An 18,709-nucleotide genomic window follows, 5' to 3' on the forward strand; every position below is an offset into this window, starting at 1 on the left:
CCGGGGGCGCGGTGACCGCGCCCCCGGCGGACCCCGCCACCACCCACTCCCCACACCCGTCGGCTCGCCCCGTTCCAAGGAGGCCGAAAATGAGCCAGTACGCCGATGACGGCATCCCCATCTACCCGCGCGATCCGGACGAGGCCCAGTGGGAGGCGTGGGCTCTGGAATGGCTCGCCGAACCCTGCGGATGGGAACCGGTTCGCGGGCAGGATCTCGCCCCGCGCAAGGACGGCAGCGGCGAGCGCAGAGCCTGGGACGACCTTCTGCTCACCGAACGACTGAGATCCGCCCTCACCCGCATCAACCCCCAACTGCCCGACGACGCGGTGGACGAGGTGATCGAGGAGCTCGGCCGCCGTGAGAGCTCGGACCCCTTCCATGAGTTCCACCGTCTGCACACCCTGCTCACCCAAGGCGTCAAGGTGGAGGTGACCGACCCGGACACCGGGCAGACGGTCACCGAGACCGCGTGGCCGATCGACTTCAACGACCCGCACTCCAACGCCTTCGTCGCCGCCAACCAGGTCACCGTCAAGGACCTGGCTGGCTCCGCCTCACGTACCCGGCCCCGGCGGCTGGACATCGTAGGCTACGTCAACGGCATCCCCTTGGCCGTCTTCGAGCTGAAGGCAGCGGGCTCCGAGGACGGCAGCCGCGAAGCCCACGCGCAGCTGCTGACCTACCGCACCGAGTACGGTGCCACCGCGCTCGCCCCTGTGGCCTTCGCCATCGCCTCCGACGGCATCACCGCCCGTGTCGGGACTCCGCACACGCCCTGGGAGCACATGGCCCCCTGGGAGGTGAACGACGCTGGTGACCCGCTCGAACTCGCCGCAGGGCAGGACGACCACGAGCACCTCGTCGCCTTGGAAAGCCTCGTCAGCGGAGTGTTCGGCCCGGTCCGATTCCTGGACCTGCTGGAGAACTTCCTCGCCTTCTCTCGGGACGAGGGGAGCACGGTCGACACTGTACGGCTGGCCAAAGCCCACCAGTACATCGCCGTGAACAAGGCGATCGACCGCACGATCACCGCTGTGTCCAGCAACGGCAAGATCGGCGTGGTCTGGCACACCCAGGGCTCCGGCAAGAGCAAGGAGATGGAGTTCTACGCGGCCAAGGCGCTCAAGCATCCCGCGTTGCGCAACCCGACCATCGTCGTACTCACAGACCGGCTTGACCTGGACAGTCAGCTGTACGCCACCTTCGCAGCCTCCGCCCTCCTCCCCGAGGAACCCAAGCAGGCCGCGTTGTCCGAGCACCTCTCCCACCTGCTTGAGCGCCCCTCGGGCGGCATCGTCTTCACCACCCTGCAAAAGTTCCGGATCACCAAGGACGAGAAGGAAGCCGGTCTCCAACACCGGGTGCTCAGCGCACGGCGCAACGTCATCGTCATCGTCGACGAGGCCCACCGCAGCCACTACGGCTTGTTGGAGGGTTACGCGAAGAACCTGCGGGACGCGCTTCCCAACGCCGCCTACATCGCGTTCACCGGCACCCCGATCGCCGCGGCCGACCGCGACACCCGTGCCGTCTTCGGCGACGACATCGACGTCTACGACCTGACGCGGGCCGTGCGGGACGGTGCGACCGTCCGGGTCTTCTATGAGAACCGGCACATCCCGGTCTCACTCCCCCAGGACATCGATCCCGAACTGCTCGACGGCCGAGCCGAGGACCTGACGGCGGAACTGGACGAGGAGGAGCGCAAACGCGCCAACCGGGCCCTTGCGGCCTATGAGGACGTGGTCGGTTCCCCCGAGCGGATCCGCAAGCTGGCCGCCGACATCGTCGACCATTGGAAGCAGCGCCGAGAGGAGATGGGCAAGCTCCTCGTCACCACGGGGGAGAACCCGCGTCCGTCCCCGGGAAAGGCGATGATCGTCGGGCTGAGCCGGAAGGTCTGCGCCGACCTGTACGCCGCCATCATCCAGCTGGAGCCGACCTGGCACTCCGATGACGACGCCGACGGTGTCATCAAGTGCGTCTACACTGGTCAGGCCTCCGATCCTGAGCCGACCAGGACGCACGTTCGCACACCCACCCGGATCAAGGCGATCCAGCGCAGGGCCACCGATCCCGAGGACAAGCTGGAACTGGTCATCGTCCAGTCCCTGTGGCTCACCGGATTCGACTCTCCTCCACTGCACACCCTGTACCTGGACAAACCGATGCGCGGGGCAGCGCTCATGCAGGCCATCGCACGGGTGAACCGGCGGTTCGGGGAGAAGCCATCCGGGCTCGTCGTCGACTTCCTGGGCATCGCGGACAAACTCACTCAGGCCCTGATGGAGTACACCCTCACCGACCAGGACGAGCGTCCCGTCGGCAGAGAGGTCTCCGAAGCCGTCGCCATCGTGCAGGAACAGCACCACATCCTCGACGGAATCCTGCACGGGCTCAACTGGAGGCTCACACGGGACTCGGGTCGGCCCAAAGCGTTCGTGAACGCTGTCCTGGACGCGGTGGAGTTCCTTCAACAACCGGAGCCTGACCTCGAGGAGGGCAGGCCCACTCTGGTTCGGCGCTTCACCAAGCATGCCCGTGACCTCGTCCGCGCGTTCGCGCTCTGCCCGACCGAGCCGGAGCTGGATCCGATCCGTCCTGATCTGAAGTTCTTCGACTCCGTCCGGCACTATGTCGTCAAGTTGGACACAGAGGCAAAAGCCGCGCGTGGTCTGGCGACGGCCGCGGACGTCGAACTCGCCATCCGTCAGCTCACGGCGAGTGCGGTGGCCGCCGACGAGGTCGTGGACATCTACGAGGCCGCCGGCCTGCAAAAACCCGACCTCTCGCATCTGGACGAGGAGTTCGTTCGCAGGCTCAGGGAGAGTGAGCGCCCCCACCTGGCGATCGAGGCACTGCGCCGGTCGATCGAGCGGGAGGTGAAGGCCGTCTATCCGCACAACGTCGTCAAGCAGGAGAAGTTCGTCGAGAAACTGCTCCACACGATGAACCGGTACCGAAACGGGGCACTCACCTCCGCTGCGGTCATCGCCCAGATGGTGGAACTCGCCAAGGAGGTGTCAGCGGATCGGGGGCGCGCCGCGGAACTGGGGTTGTCCGAGGATGAGTTGGCGTTCTACGACGCCGTCGCAAAGAACGAGGCAGCGGTCAAGGTCATGGGCACGGGAAAACTCGCGGCGATTGCCCGTGACCTGGTCACACAGGTGCAGTCCAGCGCCTCCATCGACTGGTCCCAGCGCGACGAGGTGAAGTCCTACATGATGAGCCGCATCAAGAGACTGCTGCGTCGGCACGGGTATCCACCGGACGCTCAGCCCTCGGCTGTCGAGGAGGTCCTCAAACAGGCTCGCGGATACGGCGAGTACTGGAGTAACCGGTGATCACCGGCCCGCCCCTTCACGGGTGGGCCGGTTCCGCTTAGAGGAAAGTGTGACGTCGCGACACGAGGACGGCCCTCGGAACCCAGAACGGATTCCGAGGGCATTTTCATCTCTCAAGGGGCATCAATAAGTATCTTCCGAAAACTGATAAGGGCCCTTATCATGTTCTTGCCTTGATTCCGATTATTGGCTGCTTCTAACTTGGCCATGACGCACTCGGGAAACCCGAGCCGGGGACTCCTCCCCTCCCACTGTGCGCGTCATCTTCCCGCCAAGCACCATCACCCCGTTTATGGAGCAAGCCATGTCCCATTCATCCGCCGCCGGTACCGTTCACGAGCTTCTGCGAGAGCGTGTCGCCGACTCCGCCCTCTCCTCCCAGGCCCAGCGGCTTCTCTGGGAGGCCTTCACCGAAATAGCGTCGGAACCGGAACACGGGTCTATGGAGCCCGCCTTCCTTTCGTCGGTCAAGGTCACCGGGTTCCGCGGTATCGGCGGTGAGGCGGAGCTGAACCTTCCTCCCGGGCCAGGCCTGACGATGGTGTTCGGTGCGAACGGCTCTGGGAAGTCGAGTTTCGCCGAGGGCATCGAAGCCGCCGTCACCGGTGACAACGCACGGTGGCACACCGCCAAGTCCAATGTGTGGTCCGGCAGCTGGCGCAATGTCCACACGTCGAAGCCCTCCCGAATCGACGTGGAGTTCTCCACGGCCGACGGCGGCGGCAGCCATACCCTGACCCGCACCTGGCACGGGCAGAACGCCTCCGACTCGTCGGCGAAGGTGTCCGCGCCCGACGGAGCACAGCGACCGCTGGAGGAGCTGGGGTGGAAGCGCGCCCTTCAGCTATACCGCCCCTTCCTGCCCTACGCGGAGCTCGGGACGGCCTTCACGGGTGCCCGCAGCGAGGCCCACGACCGGATCGCCGACATCCTCGGGCTGGAGGAGCTGACCGAGGCGGACGGGCGGCTGCGGCAGTTGGTCTCCGGGAAGGAGGCGGCGGCCAAGCGGGTACGCGAGGAATGCGTGTCACTGCGCACCGAACTCGAAGCCATGGACGACCCCCGAGCTCAGGCCGCCGCCGACGCGCTGGACGGGCGCAGCCCTGATCTGGCGGCACTGCGGGAGATTCTGGAGAACCAGCGGGTCCTGGACGAGACCGGGCTGGAGCGCGCACGTCGCATCTCGCTCCTCCAGACGCCCGACGCCTCGGCGATCACTTCGGCGGCTCGGGAACTGCGTCGGGCCGCGGAGGAAACTGCACGCGTGTCGGGTACGTCGGCCGCCGCCGCGCAACGACGAGCCGACCTTCTCGAATCTGTCCTGGGACTGCATATCGATCATCCGCAGGAACACACGTGCCCCGTGTGCGGTACGGCGGATCAGATCACCGAAGGGTGGGCCCGCAAGGCCAAACAGGAGATCGACACCCTGCGGGAGGAGGGTGAGCGCGCCCGAGCGGCCCAGCAGCGGTGCGTCTCAGCGGTCCGCAGCGCCCAAGCCTTGCCGCAGAACGCTCCCGTGTGGCTGCCTGAGGCTCTGAACGCACCGTGGACGGCCTGGACCGACTGTCGGAGGATCTCGGATCCACAGGCGCTGGCCGAGGCTCTGGAGCGTACTGGAAGCGATCTGGCGACGGCCAGCGGGCCGGTCATCGAGCGGGCCAAGAGCGAACTGGCCGAGGCTGACAGCGCATGGCTGCGCGTCGCCGGGGATCTCGCCGCGTGGGTCACCCGGGCCGAAGAGGTGGAACGGGCGCGTCCGGTCGTGCGCGAGGCGAAGAAGGCCCGGGAGTGGCTGAAGTCCGCCCACGGCGATCTTCGATCGGCCCGACTCGCCCCTTTCGCCGACAGGACTCAGGCGATCTGGGGGGAACTGCGCCAGGAGAGCAGCGTGTCGTTGAACTCGATCGAACTGATGGGCACCAACACCACCCGGCACCTGGCGTTGGACGTGTCGGTGGACGACAAGGCGGCACAGGCCCTGGGGGTGATGAGCCAGGGAGAACTCAACTCCCTGGCCCTGGCGCTCTTCCTGCCCCGCGCGTGTTCAGAAGAGAGCCCGTACCGCTTCATCGTGCTCGACGACCCCGTGCAGTCGATGGACGCCGACAAGGTCGCCGGATTCGCCCGGGTTCTACAGGACTACGCGGCGAGTCGACAGGTCATCGTCTTCACGCACGACATGCGACTGGTCGATGCGGTCCGATGGCTCCGAATCCCCGCTACCGTGATGAACGTGGACCGCGGGAGTTCGTCCCAGGTGCGGTGTAGGCCGTGCACCTCTCCGGTCGAGCAGGCTCTGGAAGACGCGTCAGTGATCGTCCACGACCGCCATGCCGGACCGTGGGCGGCCGATATCGTCCCAGGGCAGTGCCGGATCGCCCTTGAAGCCGCTTTCAAGGGAGCGGCGGTGGGAAAGCTCACCGGTCAGGGCCAGTCGTGGTCGGACGCACAGGAGCGGGTCACAAAGGCCACCAAGCTCACCGACCTCGCATCGCTCGCACTGTTCGGCACCGCCCGCCGGGCGGCGAGGGACGTGTACGCGAGATTGGGAGAGCTCTTCGGGCAGTGGGCAGCCGACACGGTCAGCGCATGCAACCGCGGCTCCCATGCCCCCGGGACGGTGTCGATGGACCCCCAGGAGCTCATCGAGCAGACTCGGCGTCTCGCTCAGCGGATCGGCGGATGGCGATGACGGAATCCGCGAAGTTCCTCGCGAAGGCGGACCGGCTCTTGGACTCCCTGGCCGGTCCGGGAAACGGTGTCCGTCGTCGTGGTGCGGCCTTCCTCCTGAGGATGGCCCTGGAAACAGGAATGCGGGAGTACTGGCAGCGTGTCCATCCGCAGATGGCACGGTCCAGCACCCGGGTTCAGTCGATTTGCCTGGACCACCAGGTGTCGGCTTCCCTCGCGGGTGAGTGGTCATCGCTTCTCAGAACCCTGAATGAGGCGTGCCACTACCACCGTTCCGCCCTGGAACCGAGCCTGGAGGAGCTCGTCCGCTGGCGCGCTGGCGCGTATCGGATCTTGAACGACCTGGCACGTGCCAGCGTCCCACGTTGACGACGGTCCCGACCGGTTAGTTGTCCCTGGGTCCTGGAAGTTCAGAGAGCTCCTGCCCGGTCCCGGGCAGGGACCGGCGCCCCTTCCGGGGGGCGTACAGGCGCAGGAGTTCCTCCTCCTGCTCGCGCACGGCGTCGGCGAGGTCCTCGTTGAGTTCACGCAGAGCGCCGCGGTACTCGCTGACCTGGCCCTCCACGCGCTCGGCGATACCGCCCGGGGTGAGGGCCCGCCGGGCGCGGTGGACGCGGTGGACCGCGTAGCCGCCGATGGCGGCCCCCGCGGCGAGGTAGAGCAGTCTGCCGATCACCGGTTCGCCTTCCTCCTGCGGGTGCGCACGACCGCCAGGGCCCTGCGCTGGCCGAGGACGCGGCGCACCCCGTAGGACAGCGAGGCCGCCTTCACCAGCGGCCCGGTGAGCACCGAGCGGGTCAGCGCGGTCATCGTGGAGACGTCCTCGGAACTGGCCTGCACGTTGGCGGTGATCTCCTCGACCCGTTCCAGCGAGGTGTTGGTGCGCTCCACCGTGGACGCGACGTCGTCCAGCAGGGGCGGGGTGCGGTCCCCCAGTTCCGACACGACCTTGGTCGCCTCGTTGATGAGCTTGATGAGCTTGACGAGCGCCACGCACATGAACGTGGCCAGCACCGCCCAGACCACCGCGGCGACGAGCGCGGCGACCTCTCCTCCGGTAAGCATGCGGGCTCCGTGGACAGATAGAGGGTGACTTCGAGGGTGTGCGGCGGCCCCTCGCGCACGCGCCGGGACCGGGGACGCCGGCGACCGCGCCGGACCGGGCGCCGCGAACGGGCGTTCCCGGGCTCGGCGGATCCTCCCCTGTGGTCCGCGCGGGACGGGCCGGTTTCGGCCGACCCTATCGCGTCCCGCCTTCGGGTGGGCGAGGACGCCACGGCGCGTCCGCACCCCCTGCGGGACGACCGATCCGGGCCACGGGGATCGACGCTCCACCCGCCCTGGGGGACAATCGACCGCAAGCCCGGTCCTTCCGAAAAGCTGACTACGATGTGCGGACACTCAGCCGCCCCTCGGCCCCAGAAGCATCGACAGGACGCTCATGAGCCCTCGTTCTCCCCGAGAGATCTCCGTACTGGTACCGCCGGACCTGGCCCCCCTCTATCCGGACGACCCCTCACGGATCGGTCCCTACCTCGTCCTCGGACGGCTGGGGCAGGGGGGCAGCGGCACCGTCTACGCGGCCGTGGACACCGCCTCCGCGAGCGCGGACGACCGTCTGGTGGCAGTGAAGGTCCTCACATCCGCCGAACTGGAGTCCGCTGACGCCTACCCCGCGCTGGAGCGGAGGCTGCGGGCCCTGTCCAACGTCGACTCCGCGCGCGTGGTCGTCCCCCTGGCCTTCGACAGCGACGCCAACCCCCCGTGGCTGTCCATGCCCTACATGGCGGGCGAGCGGCTGTCCCACTTCGTCACCAAGCGCGGCGGGCTGGGCACCGGAAAGCTGATCGCGCTGGCCACCGGCCTGGCCGAGGGGCTGTCCGCGCTGCACGCGCGCGGCGTGGCGCACGGGTCGCTGCGCCCCGGCGAGATCCTGCTGGAGTCGCGCGGCCCGCACATCATGGAGTGCGCGGTCGTGGCCTCCCCCGAGCGCATGCGCGGGGCGGGGGCGACCTGGCTGAGTCCCGAGCGCTTCCGCGGCGGGGCGGCCACGCCCGCCGCCGACGTGTTCGCCTGGGGCGCCGTGGTCGCCTTCGCCGGGACCGGGCGCCTGCCCTTCGGCCCCGGGGAGCCCGAGGAGATCGCCGAGCGCGCCGCGCAGGGCTCCTTCGACCTGACCGGTCTGGCCAAGGGGCTGCAACCGGTGGTCGGGCGCTCGCTGGACCCCGACCCGGACGGCCGCCCCAGCCTGCGCGAGGTGATCGGCGCGGTCATCGCGGTGTGGCAGGCGCAGAACGCCTCGGAGGGCGGCGGGGGCGCTGCGGGCTCCCCTGCCGGGGGCGCGGCCGCCGCACCGGACCGCGACGAGCTGGCGCGCATCCTGGAGCGCGAGTGGCACGCCGTGGAGCCGCCCGCGCGGGTGCCCGAGGTCATCCGGCTGGAGGGGCGCATGTCCAACCGGCGCCCCGCACGGGCCGTGTTCCTGGCCGCGAGCGCGGTGCTCGCGCTGGCGCTGGTCGGCGGCGGCGTGTGGGGCGTCTCGCGGCTGCTCGCCCCCGAGCAGGGGGACGCCCTGGTCGCGGGCGCCGCCGGGGAGGGGTCCGCGTCGCCGAGCCCCGTCGCCGAGGAGGACCCGCTGACCCTGGTGGTGCGGTTCGACCCCGCCGAGCAGGAGTCCCCCGAGACGGGGCCGTGGGTGTACACCCCCGTCGACCGCGAGGACGAGCCGGTCCGGGGCCGGGGCATCCCCAGCCACGCGGCCTGGGCCGAGCAGTGGGACGTGGCCGGGGAGCCCGGCGAGGCCGTCATCGCCCCCGACGCCGAGGTGCTCTGCGCCAAGTTCTGCGCCGCGCCCGAGCACCTGTTCATCGACGAGGAGGGCCGCGGCACCTGGGAGCTGACCGGGAGCGACTTCGTCGACTACCTGTCGTGGGGCCCGGTGGTCATCGTGGAGGTGACCTTCGCCGAACCCGCCGGGGAGGGGGGCGAGGGGCCCCGCGAGATCGTGCGGGTCACGGAGCTGTTCACCGACTGACCGTCGCGGCAGGGGCTCCCGTACCCGGGTCTCCTCCCCCTCGGGGCGGACGGCGTCGGGCCGCCGCACGCGCGCCGGTACCGCGGGCCGCTGCCCCGGCGCTCAGCCGCGCTGCCCGCCGCCCCGCAGGACCTCCTTGATGCGCTGGAGGACCTCGCCGAAGCGCCGTTCGGCGCCGTGCTGGGTGGGCCGGTAGTACTCGCGGTCGGCGAGGCCGTCGGGGGCGTGCCTCTGGGGGGCGACGCCGCCGGGGAAGTCGTGGGCGTAGCGGTAGCCCTTGCCGTGGCCGAGTTCGGCGGCGCCCCGGTAGTGGCCGTCGCGCAGGTGGGCGGGGACGGGCCCGGCCAGGCCCGCGCGCACGTCGGCCGCGGCGGCGTCGATGGCGGAGACGACCGCGTTGGACTTGGGGGCCAGGCTGATGTGGATGACGGCCTGGGCGAGGTTGATGCGGGCCTCGGGCATGCCGATGAGCTCCACGGCCTGGGCGGCGGCCACGGCGGTCTGCAGGGCGGTGGGGTCGGCCATGCCGACGTCCTCGCTGGCGTGCACGACCACGCGTCGGGCGATGAAGCGGGGGTCCTCCCCCGCCTCGATCATGCGGGCGAGGTAGTGCAGGGCGGCGTCGGGGTCCGAGCCGCGCATGCTCTTGATGAAGGCGCTGACGACGTCGTAGTGCTGGTCGCCGGAGCGGTCGTAGCGCACGGCGTGCCGGTCCACGGCGCGTTCGACGTGTTCGGCCGTGATGGTGACCGGCTCCGCGCCGGGGGCGCCGGCGACGAGCGCGGCGGCCTCCAGGTAGGTCAGGGAGCGGCGGCCGTCGCCGCCCGCGAGGCGTACGAGGTGGTCAGCGCCCTCGTCGGAGAGCGTGTAGCGCCCGTCCAGCCCGCGCTCGTCGGCCAGCGCCCGGTCCACCAGGGCGCGGACGTCGGCGTCCTCCAGCGACTCCAGGGACAGCAGCAGCGAACGCGACAGCAGGGGGCTGACCACGGAGAAGAAGGGGTTCTCGGTGGTGGCGCCGATGAAGCTGACCCAGCGGTTCTCCACGGCGGGCAGCAGCGCGTCCTGCTGGGTCTTGTTGAAGCGGTGGACCTCGTCCACGAAGAGCAGGGTGCGGGTGCCGTGCATGCCCATGCGGCGCCGGGCGTCGTCGATGACGGCGCGCACGTCCTTGACCCCGGCGTTGACGGCGGACAGCTCGACGAAGCGGCGCTTGGTGACGCGGCTGACCACGGTGGCCAGGGTGGTCTTGCCGGTGCCGGGCGGGCCCCACAGGAACACGGACATGGGCGCGTCGTCCTCGACCAGGCGGCGCAGCGGGCTGCCCTCGCCGAGCAGGTGGCGCTGGCCCACGACCTCGTCGAGGGTGCGGGGGCGCATGCGCACGGCGAGCGGTTCCTGGCCTCTGGCGGCCTCCGCGCCGGCGTCGTCGAAGAGCGTGTCGGACACCTGTCCAGGGTAGGCGGCCGAGGGCACCGGTCAGGTCGCGGTCGCCACGGCGGCGCGGTCCCGCGCCGGCTCGGTGGAGGGGATCATGCGGGTGATGAGCAGGGCGATGTCGTCGCCGCGCCCGGCCGGGGCCATCTCGGCGATGACGTGCGCGGCGGCCTCGGGGTCCTCGTGGTGCTCGGAGAGCGCCGCGCCGACCCGGGCCAGCCCCTCGCCCATGGGCACCTCGGAGCTCTCCACGAGTCCGTCGGAGCACAGCAGCAGGGCGGTGCCGGGCGGGAGCATGCGGGTGGTGACGGCGTACTCGGGGTCGGAGAGCACGCCCAGCGGCGGGCCGGTCTCGGGCTCCCAGAGCTCGTAGCCGCTCCGGGTGGCCAGGACGACCGGCGGCTGTCCGGCCCAGGCCGCCTGCATGACGCCGCTCTCGCGGTCCACGACGAGGTAGCCGCAGGTGGCGAAGACGATCTCGCCGGTCTCGGTGAGCAGGCGGTTGGTCTCGCCCAGGACGACGCCGGGGTCGGACTGGTTGGTGGCGTAGGCGCGGAAGGCCACGCGGATCTGGCCCATGGCGGCCGCCGCCTCGACGCCGTGCCCCTGGACGTCGCCGACCAGGAGGCCGACCTTGTTCTCGGGGAGTTCGATGACGTCGTAGAAGTCGCCGCAGATGCGCCAGTCCGCGCGGGAGGGCAGGTACTTGGTGGCGATGTCCATGTCCGGGAAGCTGGCCACCTGGCGGGGCAGCATGCGGCGCTGGAGCGCGTCGGCCAGCTCCAGCTCGGCCTGCTGCGCCTTGATCCGTTGGAGGGCCTGCCCGGCGAGTCCGGCGAAGGTGAGCATGAGGGCCCGCTCGTCGCGGCTGGCGTGGTGGGGGCGGTCCCAGACCATCTGCCACACGCCCAGGGCGACCTTGCCGTCGCCGAAGATGGGCACGGTGGCCCAGGCCTGGCCGCGCACCTGGCGCATGAGTTCGACGGCGGCGGGGAAGCGGCTGATGATCTCGGCGCGGCTCTCGAAGAAGCGGGGCTGGCGGTCCTGGATGACCGCGCCCATGGGGAAGTCGGTGTCGTCGGCGCGGCGGCCGTCTATGCGCTCGATGTTGCTGGTGGCGCTCTTGGCGTGTGCGCTGGGCGAGCTGCGCAGCAGTCCGTTCTCGACGTAGAGGGCGACGGCCTGGACTCCGCCGAAGATGGGCAGGAACTCCTCGCTGAGCAGGTCCATGACCTTGTCGACGGTGGTGGCCGAGACGAGTTTGGAGGACAGTTCGGTGACCAGGCGGCCGTGCTCGGCCTCGGTGCGGCGGCGGTCGGCGAGGCGGCGTACGAGCTGGACGTGCTCGGTGACGTCGTCGACGATGCCCACGAGGCGGTCGGGATCGCCTGGCACGTAGCGGGCGCGCACGTGCAGGGAGCGCTCGTCGCCGAGGCGGTCGAAGACGCGGAAGCGCTGTTCGTAGTCGCGCCCGGCGAAGGAGGCGGAGATGGCGTCGCGCACGCGGGCGATGTCGTCGGGGTGGACGCGCTCCAGGATGCGTTCGAGTTCGCGGTCGTTCCCGGCCAGCAGCGCGCCGAGCGGGGTGGGGCCGAACATCTCGCGCAGGCGTCCGCTGGCCGGGTCCAGGCTCCACAGCACGGAGTCGGAGTTGTCGGTGCGCAGCTCGCCGATCACGCGCAGGTCGGCCTCCTCGGTGGAGAGCAGGTGCAGCAGGACGACCGCGCGGGCGTCCCCCGGGCCGTCCCCGGGCAGGGGGCGCAGCTCGGCCTCCACCAGGTGGGCGGCCTTGTCGGCGACCTTCAGGCGCAGGCGGGACCGGCGACCCCGGTTCCCGGCGAGGGCCTCGTGGTGGGCGCGGGCGCCGCGCTGGGCGTCGTCACCGTCGAGGAGGTCGAACCAGGCCCCTCCGTCGAGGTCGGAGGCGTCGCGGCCGAAGAGTTCGGTGAAGGCCAGGTTGGCGTGCACGATCGCGCCGTCGGCCAGGGTGAGCACCATGGGCTCGGGGGCGTGGGAGAACGCCTCCGCGAGAGCGCTCTCGGAACCATCGCCTGAAGCGCGTTTTCCGTTCACGTATGACTCATCCTCATGTCGTCTCGGACGTCACACCCGCGCGCAGGCGCGGTCACCCTTGAAACGTTCCGACCGGCTCATTCTAGTGTCCGGGGCTGGGCCGGATCTGGTGCCGGAACAGGGGCAGGGCCGACGCACGCGTCGTCCGGCGTCCGTGTGACCTGGCTGGACGCGGACCCGCGTGCTCCATCGGCGCGACGGGAGGGCGGTCGATTCCGCACCCGGGGTCGCACCCGAGCGACCACAGGATGGAAATCGTTATGCCCGTGTGACTCAACAGCGCAGAATGCACTCCGCCACCACTTCCGCCCGTGACCGGGGGTGTCCCCGTGAGATACGTGTCCACTCCACAACACGTTCTCATCGCGGCTCGGAAGGGGTGATTCGCCCTCAACGGTAGGGGATGACGGCTGTCCGCGCATCCGTACCGGGGCACTGAGGCCGTGTCCGGCCACGCGCACGCCCCTCCATGACGCCCGATAACTGCCCGTTTTCGCCGAGTGACCGAATGAGACAGGTTCAAAATGGGATGAATTCGGGCACCTCACGGGAGCCGCGAAATTCTTCGGTCCCGGAGCGTCCGGGGGCGCGGGCCCGGGGGGTCGGCGGCCCCTCGCCGGTACACGCGTCGGGGGCGGCGCGCGCCGTGCGCGCACCGCCCCCGACAGGGCCGACGGCCCCCTACTTGCGCTTCTCGCGCTCCTCGGCGTCGGGGTCGGCGTCCACCCCGGCCTCGGCCCGCTGCTCAGCGGTGATCGGCGTGGGCGCGCCCGTCAGCGGGTCGCCGCCCGAGGCGGTCTTGGGGAAGGCGATGACCTCGCGGATGGTCGGCTGACCGGCCAGCAGCATGACGATGCGGTCCCAGCCCACGGCCAGGCCGCCGTGCGGCGGCGGGCCGAACTTGAACGCCTCCAGCAGGAACCCGAACTTCGACTCGGCCTCGGCCTTGCTCAGGCCGATGACGTCGAAGATCCGCTGCTGCATCTCGGCCCGGTGGATACGGATGGAGCCCGAGACCAGCTCGTAGCCGTTGAGCACCAGGTCGAAGGCCCGGGAGTCGGTGGTGCCCGGGTGGTCCTGGAAGTCGGCCTCGTCCTGCACCGCCGGGGCGGTGAAGGGGTGGTGCACCGGCTTCCAGGAGCCCTCCTCGTCGGCCTCCTCGAACAGGGGCATGTCGGTGATCCACAGGATCTCCCACCGGGAGGTGTCGATCAGGCCGCAGCGCCTGCCGATCTCCAGACGGGCCGCGCCCAGCAGCTCCTGGCTCGCGGTCCGGGCGCCCGCGGCGAAGAACACCGCGTCGCCCGGCGCGGCGCCGACCTGGGCGGCCAGGCCCCCGCGCTCGGCCTCGGAGAGGTTCTTGGCCACCGGGCCGCCCAGGGAGCCGTCCTCCTGGACGAGCACGTAGGCCAGGCCCTTCGCGCCGCGCGAGCGCGCCCACTCCTGCCAGGCGTCCAGCTCCTTGCGGGTCTGGGAGGCACCGCCCGGCATGACCACGGCACCCACGTAGGGGGCCTTGAAGACCCGGAAGGGGGTGTCGGCGAAGTAGGCGGTGACCTCGACCAGCTCCTGGCCGAAGCGCAGGTCGGGCTTGTCGGAGCCGAAGCGGTCCATGGCCTCGGAGTAGCGCATCCGCGGGAAGCGCTCGGGCAGCTCGACGCCGCGCACCTCGCGCAGCAGGCGGGTGAACAGCTTCTCGCCGACGGCGAAGAGGTCCTCCTCGTCGACGAAGCTCATCTCCAGGTCGATCTGGGTGAACTCCGGCTGGCGGTCCGCGCGCAGGTCCTCGTCGCGGAAGCAGCGGGTGAGCTGGTAGTAGCGCTCCATGCCGCCGACCATGAGCAGCTGCTTGAACAGCTGCGGGGACTGCGGCAGCGCGTACCAGTGGCCCGGCTGGAGGCGGACCGGGACGAGGAAGTCGCGGGCGCCCTCGGGCGTGGAGCGGGTCATGTAGGGGGTCTCCACGTAGGTGAACCCCAGGTCGCGCATGACCTCGTGGGCGACGTAGGTCGCCTTGGAGCGCAGGCGCAGGTTGTCGGCCATCTCCTGGCGTCGGATGTCCAGGTAGCGGTAGCGCAGCCGGGTCTCCTCGGCCACGTCGGCGGCGCTGTCGAGCTGGAAGGGCAGCGGCGCGGCCTCGCTGAGCACCTCGATCTCGTCGGCGACGACCTCGACCGCGCCGGTGGGGATCTCGGGGTTCTCGTTGCCCTCGGGGCGGACCCGGACCGAGCCGGTGACCTTGATGCAGTACTCGGCGCGCAGGTCGTGGGCGAGGTCGTCCTCGCGGACGACGACCTGGACCACGCCGGAGGCCTCGCGCAGGTCGAGGAAGACCACCCCGCCGTGGTCGCGGCGGCGTGCCACCCACCCGGCGAGGACGACGGTCGCGCCTGCGTGCTCGGCGCGCAACGCACCTGCCTCATGCGTGCGTATCAACGGACTACTCCTTCAGCGTCTTTGTTCGTGTCAAGTGTGCCCGACCTGCGCTCGGGTGCGGGCCAGATCCTGCGCACACGGCCTTCGGGCACCCGGTGGGGGGAGGACCGGGGAAAGGGCGTGCGAAGCCACCGGCGATCCGCCCTCAGGCGGGGCCGGTGCGGGTATCTCGCCCGCCGTGCGGCCGCGCGGGCGCGCTCGGGCGGCGGGCGCCTCGGTGGTGTGGGGTGGTCATACGTCGTTCCTGCGGGACGGAAGAGGGCGGCCGGGGCACGGTGTCAGCCGGCGATATCGCGCAGGTAGGGGTTGGTGGCCCGCTCGCGCTCGACGGTGGTGGCCGGTCCGTGGCCGGGCAGGACCTGGGTGGTGTCGGGGCGGCCCAGCACGGCGCTGGCGAGGCTGCGCAGCATGGCGGCGTGGTCGCCGCCAGGGAAGTCGGTGCGGCCGATGGAACCGGCGAAGACCAGGTCCCCGGCGAACATCACGGGGACGCCGTCCTCGGTGGTCACCGTGTACACGACCGACCCGGGGGTGTGGCCGGGGGTGTGCTCGACCCCGAAGTCCAGTCCGGCCAGGGTGAGGGTGTCGCCGCCGCCGACCTCGACCAGGTCGTCGGGCTCGGGGTGGGGGCCCGGGCCCAGCAGGGCGGACAGCTGCGCGGCGAAGCCGGGGTCCACCCCCGCGGCGGGCTCGGTGAGCAGTCCGCGGTCCGCGGCGTGCAGGTGGACGGGGACGCCGTGGCGCGCGCACAGGTCGGCGGCCGACCACACGTGGTCGAAGTGGCCGTGGGTGAGCAGCACCGCGACGGGGGTCAGCCCGTGCTCGGACAGGACCTTGTCGACCTGCTCGGTGGCCTCCTGGCCGGGGTCGACGATGACGCAGTCGCCGCCCGGGGCCGGTGCGAGCACGTAGCAGTTCGCGGCGAGGGGCCCGGTGGGAAGTGCGGCGATGAGCACGGCGGATGTCGTCCTGTCCTCGGTCGGGTGCGCGGTCGCGGGGCGGCGGGTCCCGGTCCGGACGCAGCGTCCCCCCGGTGCAGCCTATCGAGGCGGGGCGGGGGCGGCGACCCGGTCGTCGTGCCCGGGTACGCGTTTGATCACCATTCGATCACCGCGCGCGGCTGGCCTCTTTGCCAAACCGCGTGGTAATGCCATATTGGTCACCGTCCTTGGTGCACGCCGGGGCCCCGACCTGCGCCAGCGCTGGGCGGGAGGGCGGCCCGGCCCCATACCCGAGGGCGCGCGGACCCGCGTGATCTGCGCAGACGTGAATTCACGGCGCGGCGCCTCCCACCGGATCGCGGGGATATCGTGCTCAGCACGGTGGTTCCCATCGCGAACCGGCGAGGAGTGCGACGCGACGACCCGAACCCGCCCCACGGCCGGGTTCATGACAGCAGGAGGACACGGTGACCACGGACCCTTGGGGCCGCGTAGACGACGAAGGCACGGTCTACGTGCGCACGAGCGAAGGCGAGCGGGTCGTCGGATCGTGGCAGGCGGGGGCGCCCGAGGAGGCTCTGGCCTTCTTCCGACGCAAGTACGACTCCCTGGTCACCGAGGTGGAGCTGCTGGAGAACCGGCTCCGCAACACCGACCTGTCCGCCTCCGCCGCGATGTCGAACATCGACAAGCTGCGAGACTCGGTCCGGGAGGCCAACGCGGTCGGCGACCTGGAGTCGCTGATGGGCCGCCTGGACGCACTGGCGGGCCGCGCCGAGGAGCGCAAGGTCGAGCAGAAGCAGGCCCAGGAGCAGGCGCGCGGCCAGGCCCGGGAGGTCAAGGAGCGCATCGTCGCCGAGGCCGAGCGGGTCGCGGTGGAGACGACGCACTGGAAGTCCGGCGGCGAGCGGATGCTCCAGCTCATCGAGGAGTGGAAGAAGGCGCCGCGGGCCGACCGGCCCACCGAGCAGGCGCTGTGGAAGCGCATGTCGGCGGCGCGCAACTCCTTCTCCAAGCGGCGCAAGGCCTACTTCGCCAGCCTGGACCAGGAGCGCGAGTCGGTGCGTGCGGAGAAGGAGCGCATCGTGGTGGAGGCCGAGGCCCTGTCGGGCTCCACCGACTGGGGGGCCACGGCCCGCGCCTACCGCGACCTGATGCAGCGCTGGAAGCGCAGCGGCCGGGCGGACCGGGCGAGCGAGGACAAGCTGTGGGCGCGCTTCAAGGCCGCGCAGGACACCTTCTTCGACGCGCGCAACGCGACCTTCGCCGAGCGCGACGCCGAACTGCGGGTCAACGCCGAGGCCAAGGAGCGGATCCTGGCCGAGGCCCAGGCGGAGATCCCGAAGATCTCCGACCCTCGCCGGGCGCGTGCGCGGCTGCGCGACTTCCAGGACGCCTGGGAGGAGGCCGGTGAGCTACCGCGCGACGTGCGCGACCAGCTGGAGGGCGCCTTCCGGCAGATCGAGGACGGCGTGCGCCGGGCCGAGGACGCCGAGTGGGAGCGCAGCAACCCCGAGGCGCGGGCCCGCGCCAGGGACACGGTCGCGCAGCTGGCGGCGGCGATCGCCGACCTGGAGGCCAAGCTGGGCAAGGCCAGGGACAGGGGCGACGAGCGCCGGGTCAGAGAGTACGAGGACGCGCTGGAGGCCCGCCGCTCGTGGCTGGCCGAGGCGGAGAAGGCCCTCGACGAGCTGAGCTGAGCCCGTTGGACGGGCCGCGCCACGTGGCGCGGCCCATCCGCATGTGCGGCCCCGGGTCAGCCGCGCGGCCCGGCGACCGGTTCGGGCTCCTCCGCGGGCGCGTGCGCGGTCTCGGCGGGTACGGGCTCGGGCTCCGGCCCGGGGTCGGGCACGCGTACGGACTCGTGCGCCTCTCGCGGTTCGGTCTCCCCCGCGTCCGGCCCGTGCGCCCGCTCGCTCCGCGCGGTGACGGGGACGGGGTCGGGCGCCGCCCTGTGGACGACCAGCGTCTCCAGCACGGTCCGCGGCCGGTCGGCGGTCCCCTCCGCCGCGGCGGATCCGGTCCCGACGGGCACCCGGGCCGCGCTCACGGCGGCCTCCCCCGCTCCGTCGGCGTTCGCGCGGGCGGGCACCGTCTCCGCTCCGGGCTCCCCCTCCAACCGGTTCCGGGTGTCGCGGTGGCGCACCAGGCCGCCGACGCACAGCGCCACCGAGGCCGCGAAGGCCAGTCCCGTGACCACCCACACCGGCGGCACCGCTCCGTGGACGCGGTGCACGGCCGCGTCACAGGAGACCAGCACCGCTCCCGGCTCCGGGCGCGCGCAGACCGTGGCGACCGGGTGCTCTCCCCCGCCGCGGACCGCGGTGATCTCGCCGGTGAAACGCATGCTCGCGCGGTCGCCGGGCTCCAGGGACCGCGACCAGGTCACCCGCCCCTCCCCCGGCTCGGCCCCGGACGTCCCCGAGACGTAGCGCACGGTCGGGGGGAGGAACTGCACGATCTCGGCCTCAGGCACCGCCTTGCCTCCGTCGTTGCGCACGTTGACCGTGTAGTGGATCCGGTCGCCCGGGCCCGGCCGCCGCGCTTCGGCGCGGGACTCCAGGGCCACGTGCAGGCTGTCCGCGCCGGGCACGACCTCCCCTCCGCCGCCTCCCGACTTGCCGGGTGCGTGGTGGGCGCCGGGCAGGGCGAGCAGGGCCACCAGCCCCACCGCAGACACCGCCGTTGCTACGGCCATGGTCTCCTCCGCGTACGAGCACAGAAATGACATTACGTCTATACGGAATAAC

Annotated in this window: 11 protein-coding genes; 4 read left to right on the forward strand and 7 right to left on the reverse strand. The window is 71.2% G+C overall.

Going from position 1 to position 18,709, the window contains the following annotated elements; all coding sequences use genetic code 11:
- Nucleotides 1-89: 89 nt before the first annotated feature.
- Nucleotides 90-3,347, forward strand: coding sequence for a type I restriction endonuclease subunit R (locus NDAS_RS15210; protein WP_013154098.1), 3,258 nt, complete (start codon nucleotides 90-92; stop codon nucleotides 3,345-3,347).
- A gap of 253 nt (nucleotides 3,348-3,600) precedes the next feature.
- On the forward strand, nucleotides 3,601-6,042 hold the full coding sequence (locus tag NDAS_RS15215) for an AAA family ATPase (protein WP_049800308.1): 2,442 nt from the start codon (nucleotides 3,601-3,603) through the stop codon (nucleotides 6,040-6,042).
- 384 nt (nucleotides 6,043-6,426) lie between these two features.
- On the opposite strand, the gene NDAS_RS15225 is transcribed toward NDAS_RS15215, so the two are convergent.
- Complete coding sequence (locus NDAS_RS15225) at nucleotides 6,427-6,717, reverse strand: hypothetical protein (RefSeq protein WP_013154101.1); 291 nt, start codon at nucleotides 6,715-6,717, stop codon at nucleotides 6,427-6,429.
- On the reverse strand, nucleotides 6,714-7,106 hold the full coding sequence (locus NDAS_RS15230) for a DUF948 domain-containing protein (RefSeq protein ID WP_013154102.1): 393 nt from the start codon (nucleotides 7,104-7,106) through the stop codon (nucleotides 6,714-6,716). The genes NDAS_RS15225 and NDAS_RS15230 overlap by 4 nt, the downstream gene beginning before the upstream one ends.
- Nucleotides 7,107-7,482: 376 nt before the next feature.
- Between NDAS_RS15230 and NDAS_RS15235 the strand changes: the two genes are divergently transcribed.
- Nucleotides 7,483-9,075, forward strand: coding sequence for a serine/threonine-protein kinase (locus NDAS_RS15235; RefSeq protein WP_013154103.1), 1,593 nt, complete (start codon nucleotides 7,483-7,485; stop codon nucleotides 9,073-9,075).
- A gap of 102 nt (nucleotides 9,076-9,177) precedes the next feature.
- Here the strand turns inward: NDAS_RS15235 and NDAS_RS15240 are convergent, their stop codons facing one another.
- The 4 genes from NDAS_RS15240 to NDAS_RS15255 all read right to left on the reverse strand — a co-directional run bounded on the left by NDAS_RS15240 (nucleotide 9,178) and on the right by NDAS_RS15255 (nucleotide 15,974).
- A complete protein-coding gene (locus tag NDAS_RS15240) occupies nucleotides 9,178-10,521 on the reverse strand; it encodes a replication-associated recombination protein A (RefSeq protein WP_019610761.1) in 1,344 nt (447 codons plus the stop codon).
- Between the two features lie 30 nt (nucleotides 10,522-10,551).
- Nucleotides 10,552-12,582: a SpoIIE family protein phosphatase gene (locus tag NDAS_RS15245; protein ID WP_013154105.1), complete on the reverse strand. Its 2,031-nt coding sequence runs from the start codon at nucleotides 12,580-12,582 to the stop codon at nucleotides 10,552-10,554.
- A gap of 681 nt (nucleotides 12,583-13,263) precedes the next feature.
- The gene (gene aspS, locus NDAS_RS15250; RefSeq protein WP_013154106.1) at nucleotides 13,264-15,018 is read right to left on the reverse strand and encodes an aspartate--tRNA ligase; all 1,755 of its coding nucleotides are present in this window, start codon (nucleotides 15,016-15,018) and stop codon (nucleotides 13,264-13,266) included.
- 278 nt (nucleotides 15,019-15,296) lie between these two features.
- Nucleotides 15,297-15,974, reverse strand: a complete 678-nt coding sequence (locus tag NDAS_RS15255) for an MBL fold metallo-hydrolase (protein WP_013154107.1) — start codon at nucleotides 15,972-15,974, stop codon at nucleotides 15,297-15,299.
- 452 nt (nucleotides 15,975-16,426) lie between these two features.
- Here NDAS_RS15255 and NDAS_RS15260 point away from each other — a divergent pair, with 452 nt between their 5' ends.
- The gene (locus NDAS_RS15260) at nucleotides 16,427-17,659 is read left to right on the forward strand and encodes a DUF349 domain-containing protein (RefSeq protein WP_013154108.1); all 1,233 of its coding nucleotides are present in this window, start codon (nucleotides 16,427-16,429) and stop codon (nucleotides 17,657-17,659) included.
- A 56-nt stretch (nucleotides 17,660-17,715) separates the two neighbouring features.
- On the opposite strand, the gene NDAS_RS15265 is transcribed toward NDAS_RS15260, so the two are convergent.
- Nucleotides 17,716-18,657 (reverse strand): DUF11 domain-containing protein, encoded by a 942-nt coding sequence (locus tag NDAS_RS15265; RefSeq protein WP_013154109.1) that lies wholly within the window; start codon nucleotides 18,655-18,657, stop codon nucleotides 17,716-17,718.
- Nucleotides 18,658-18,709 lie beyond the last annotated feature (52 nt).

Origin of the sequence: Nocardiopsis dassonvillei subsp. dassonvillei DSM 43111, from assembly GCF_000092985.1 — a bacterium.
Classification (GTDB): Bacteria; Actinomycetota; Actinomycetes; order Streptosporangiales; family Streptosporangiaceae; genus Nocardiopsis; species Nocardiopsis dassonvillei.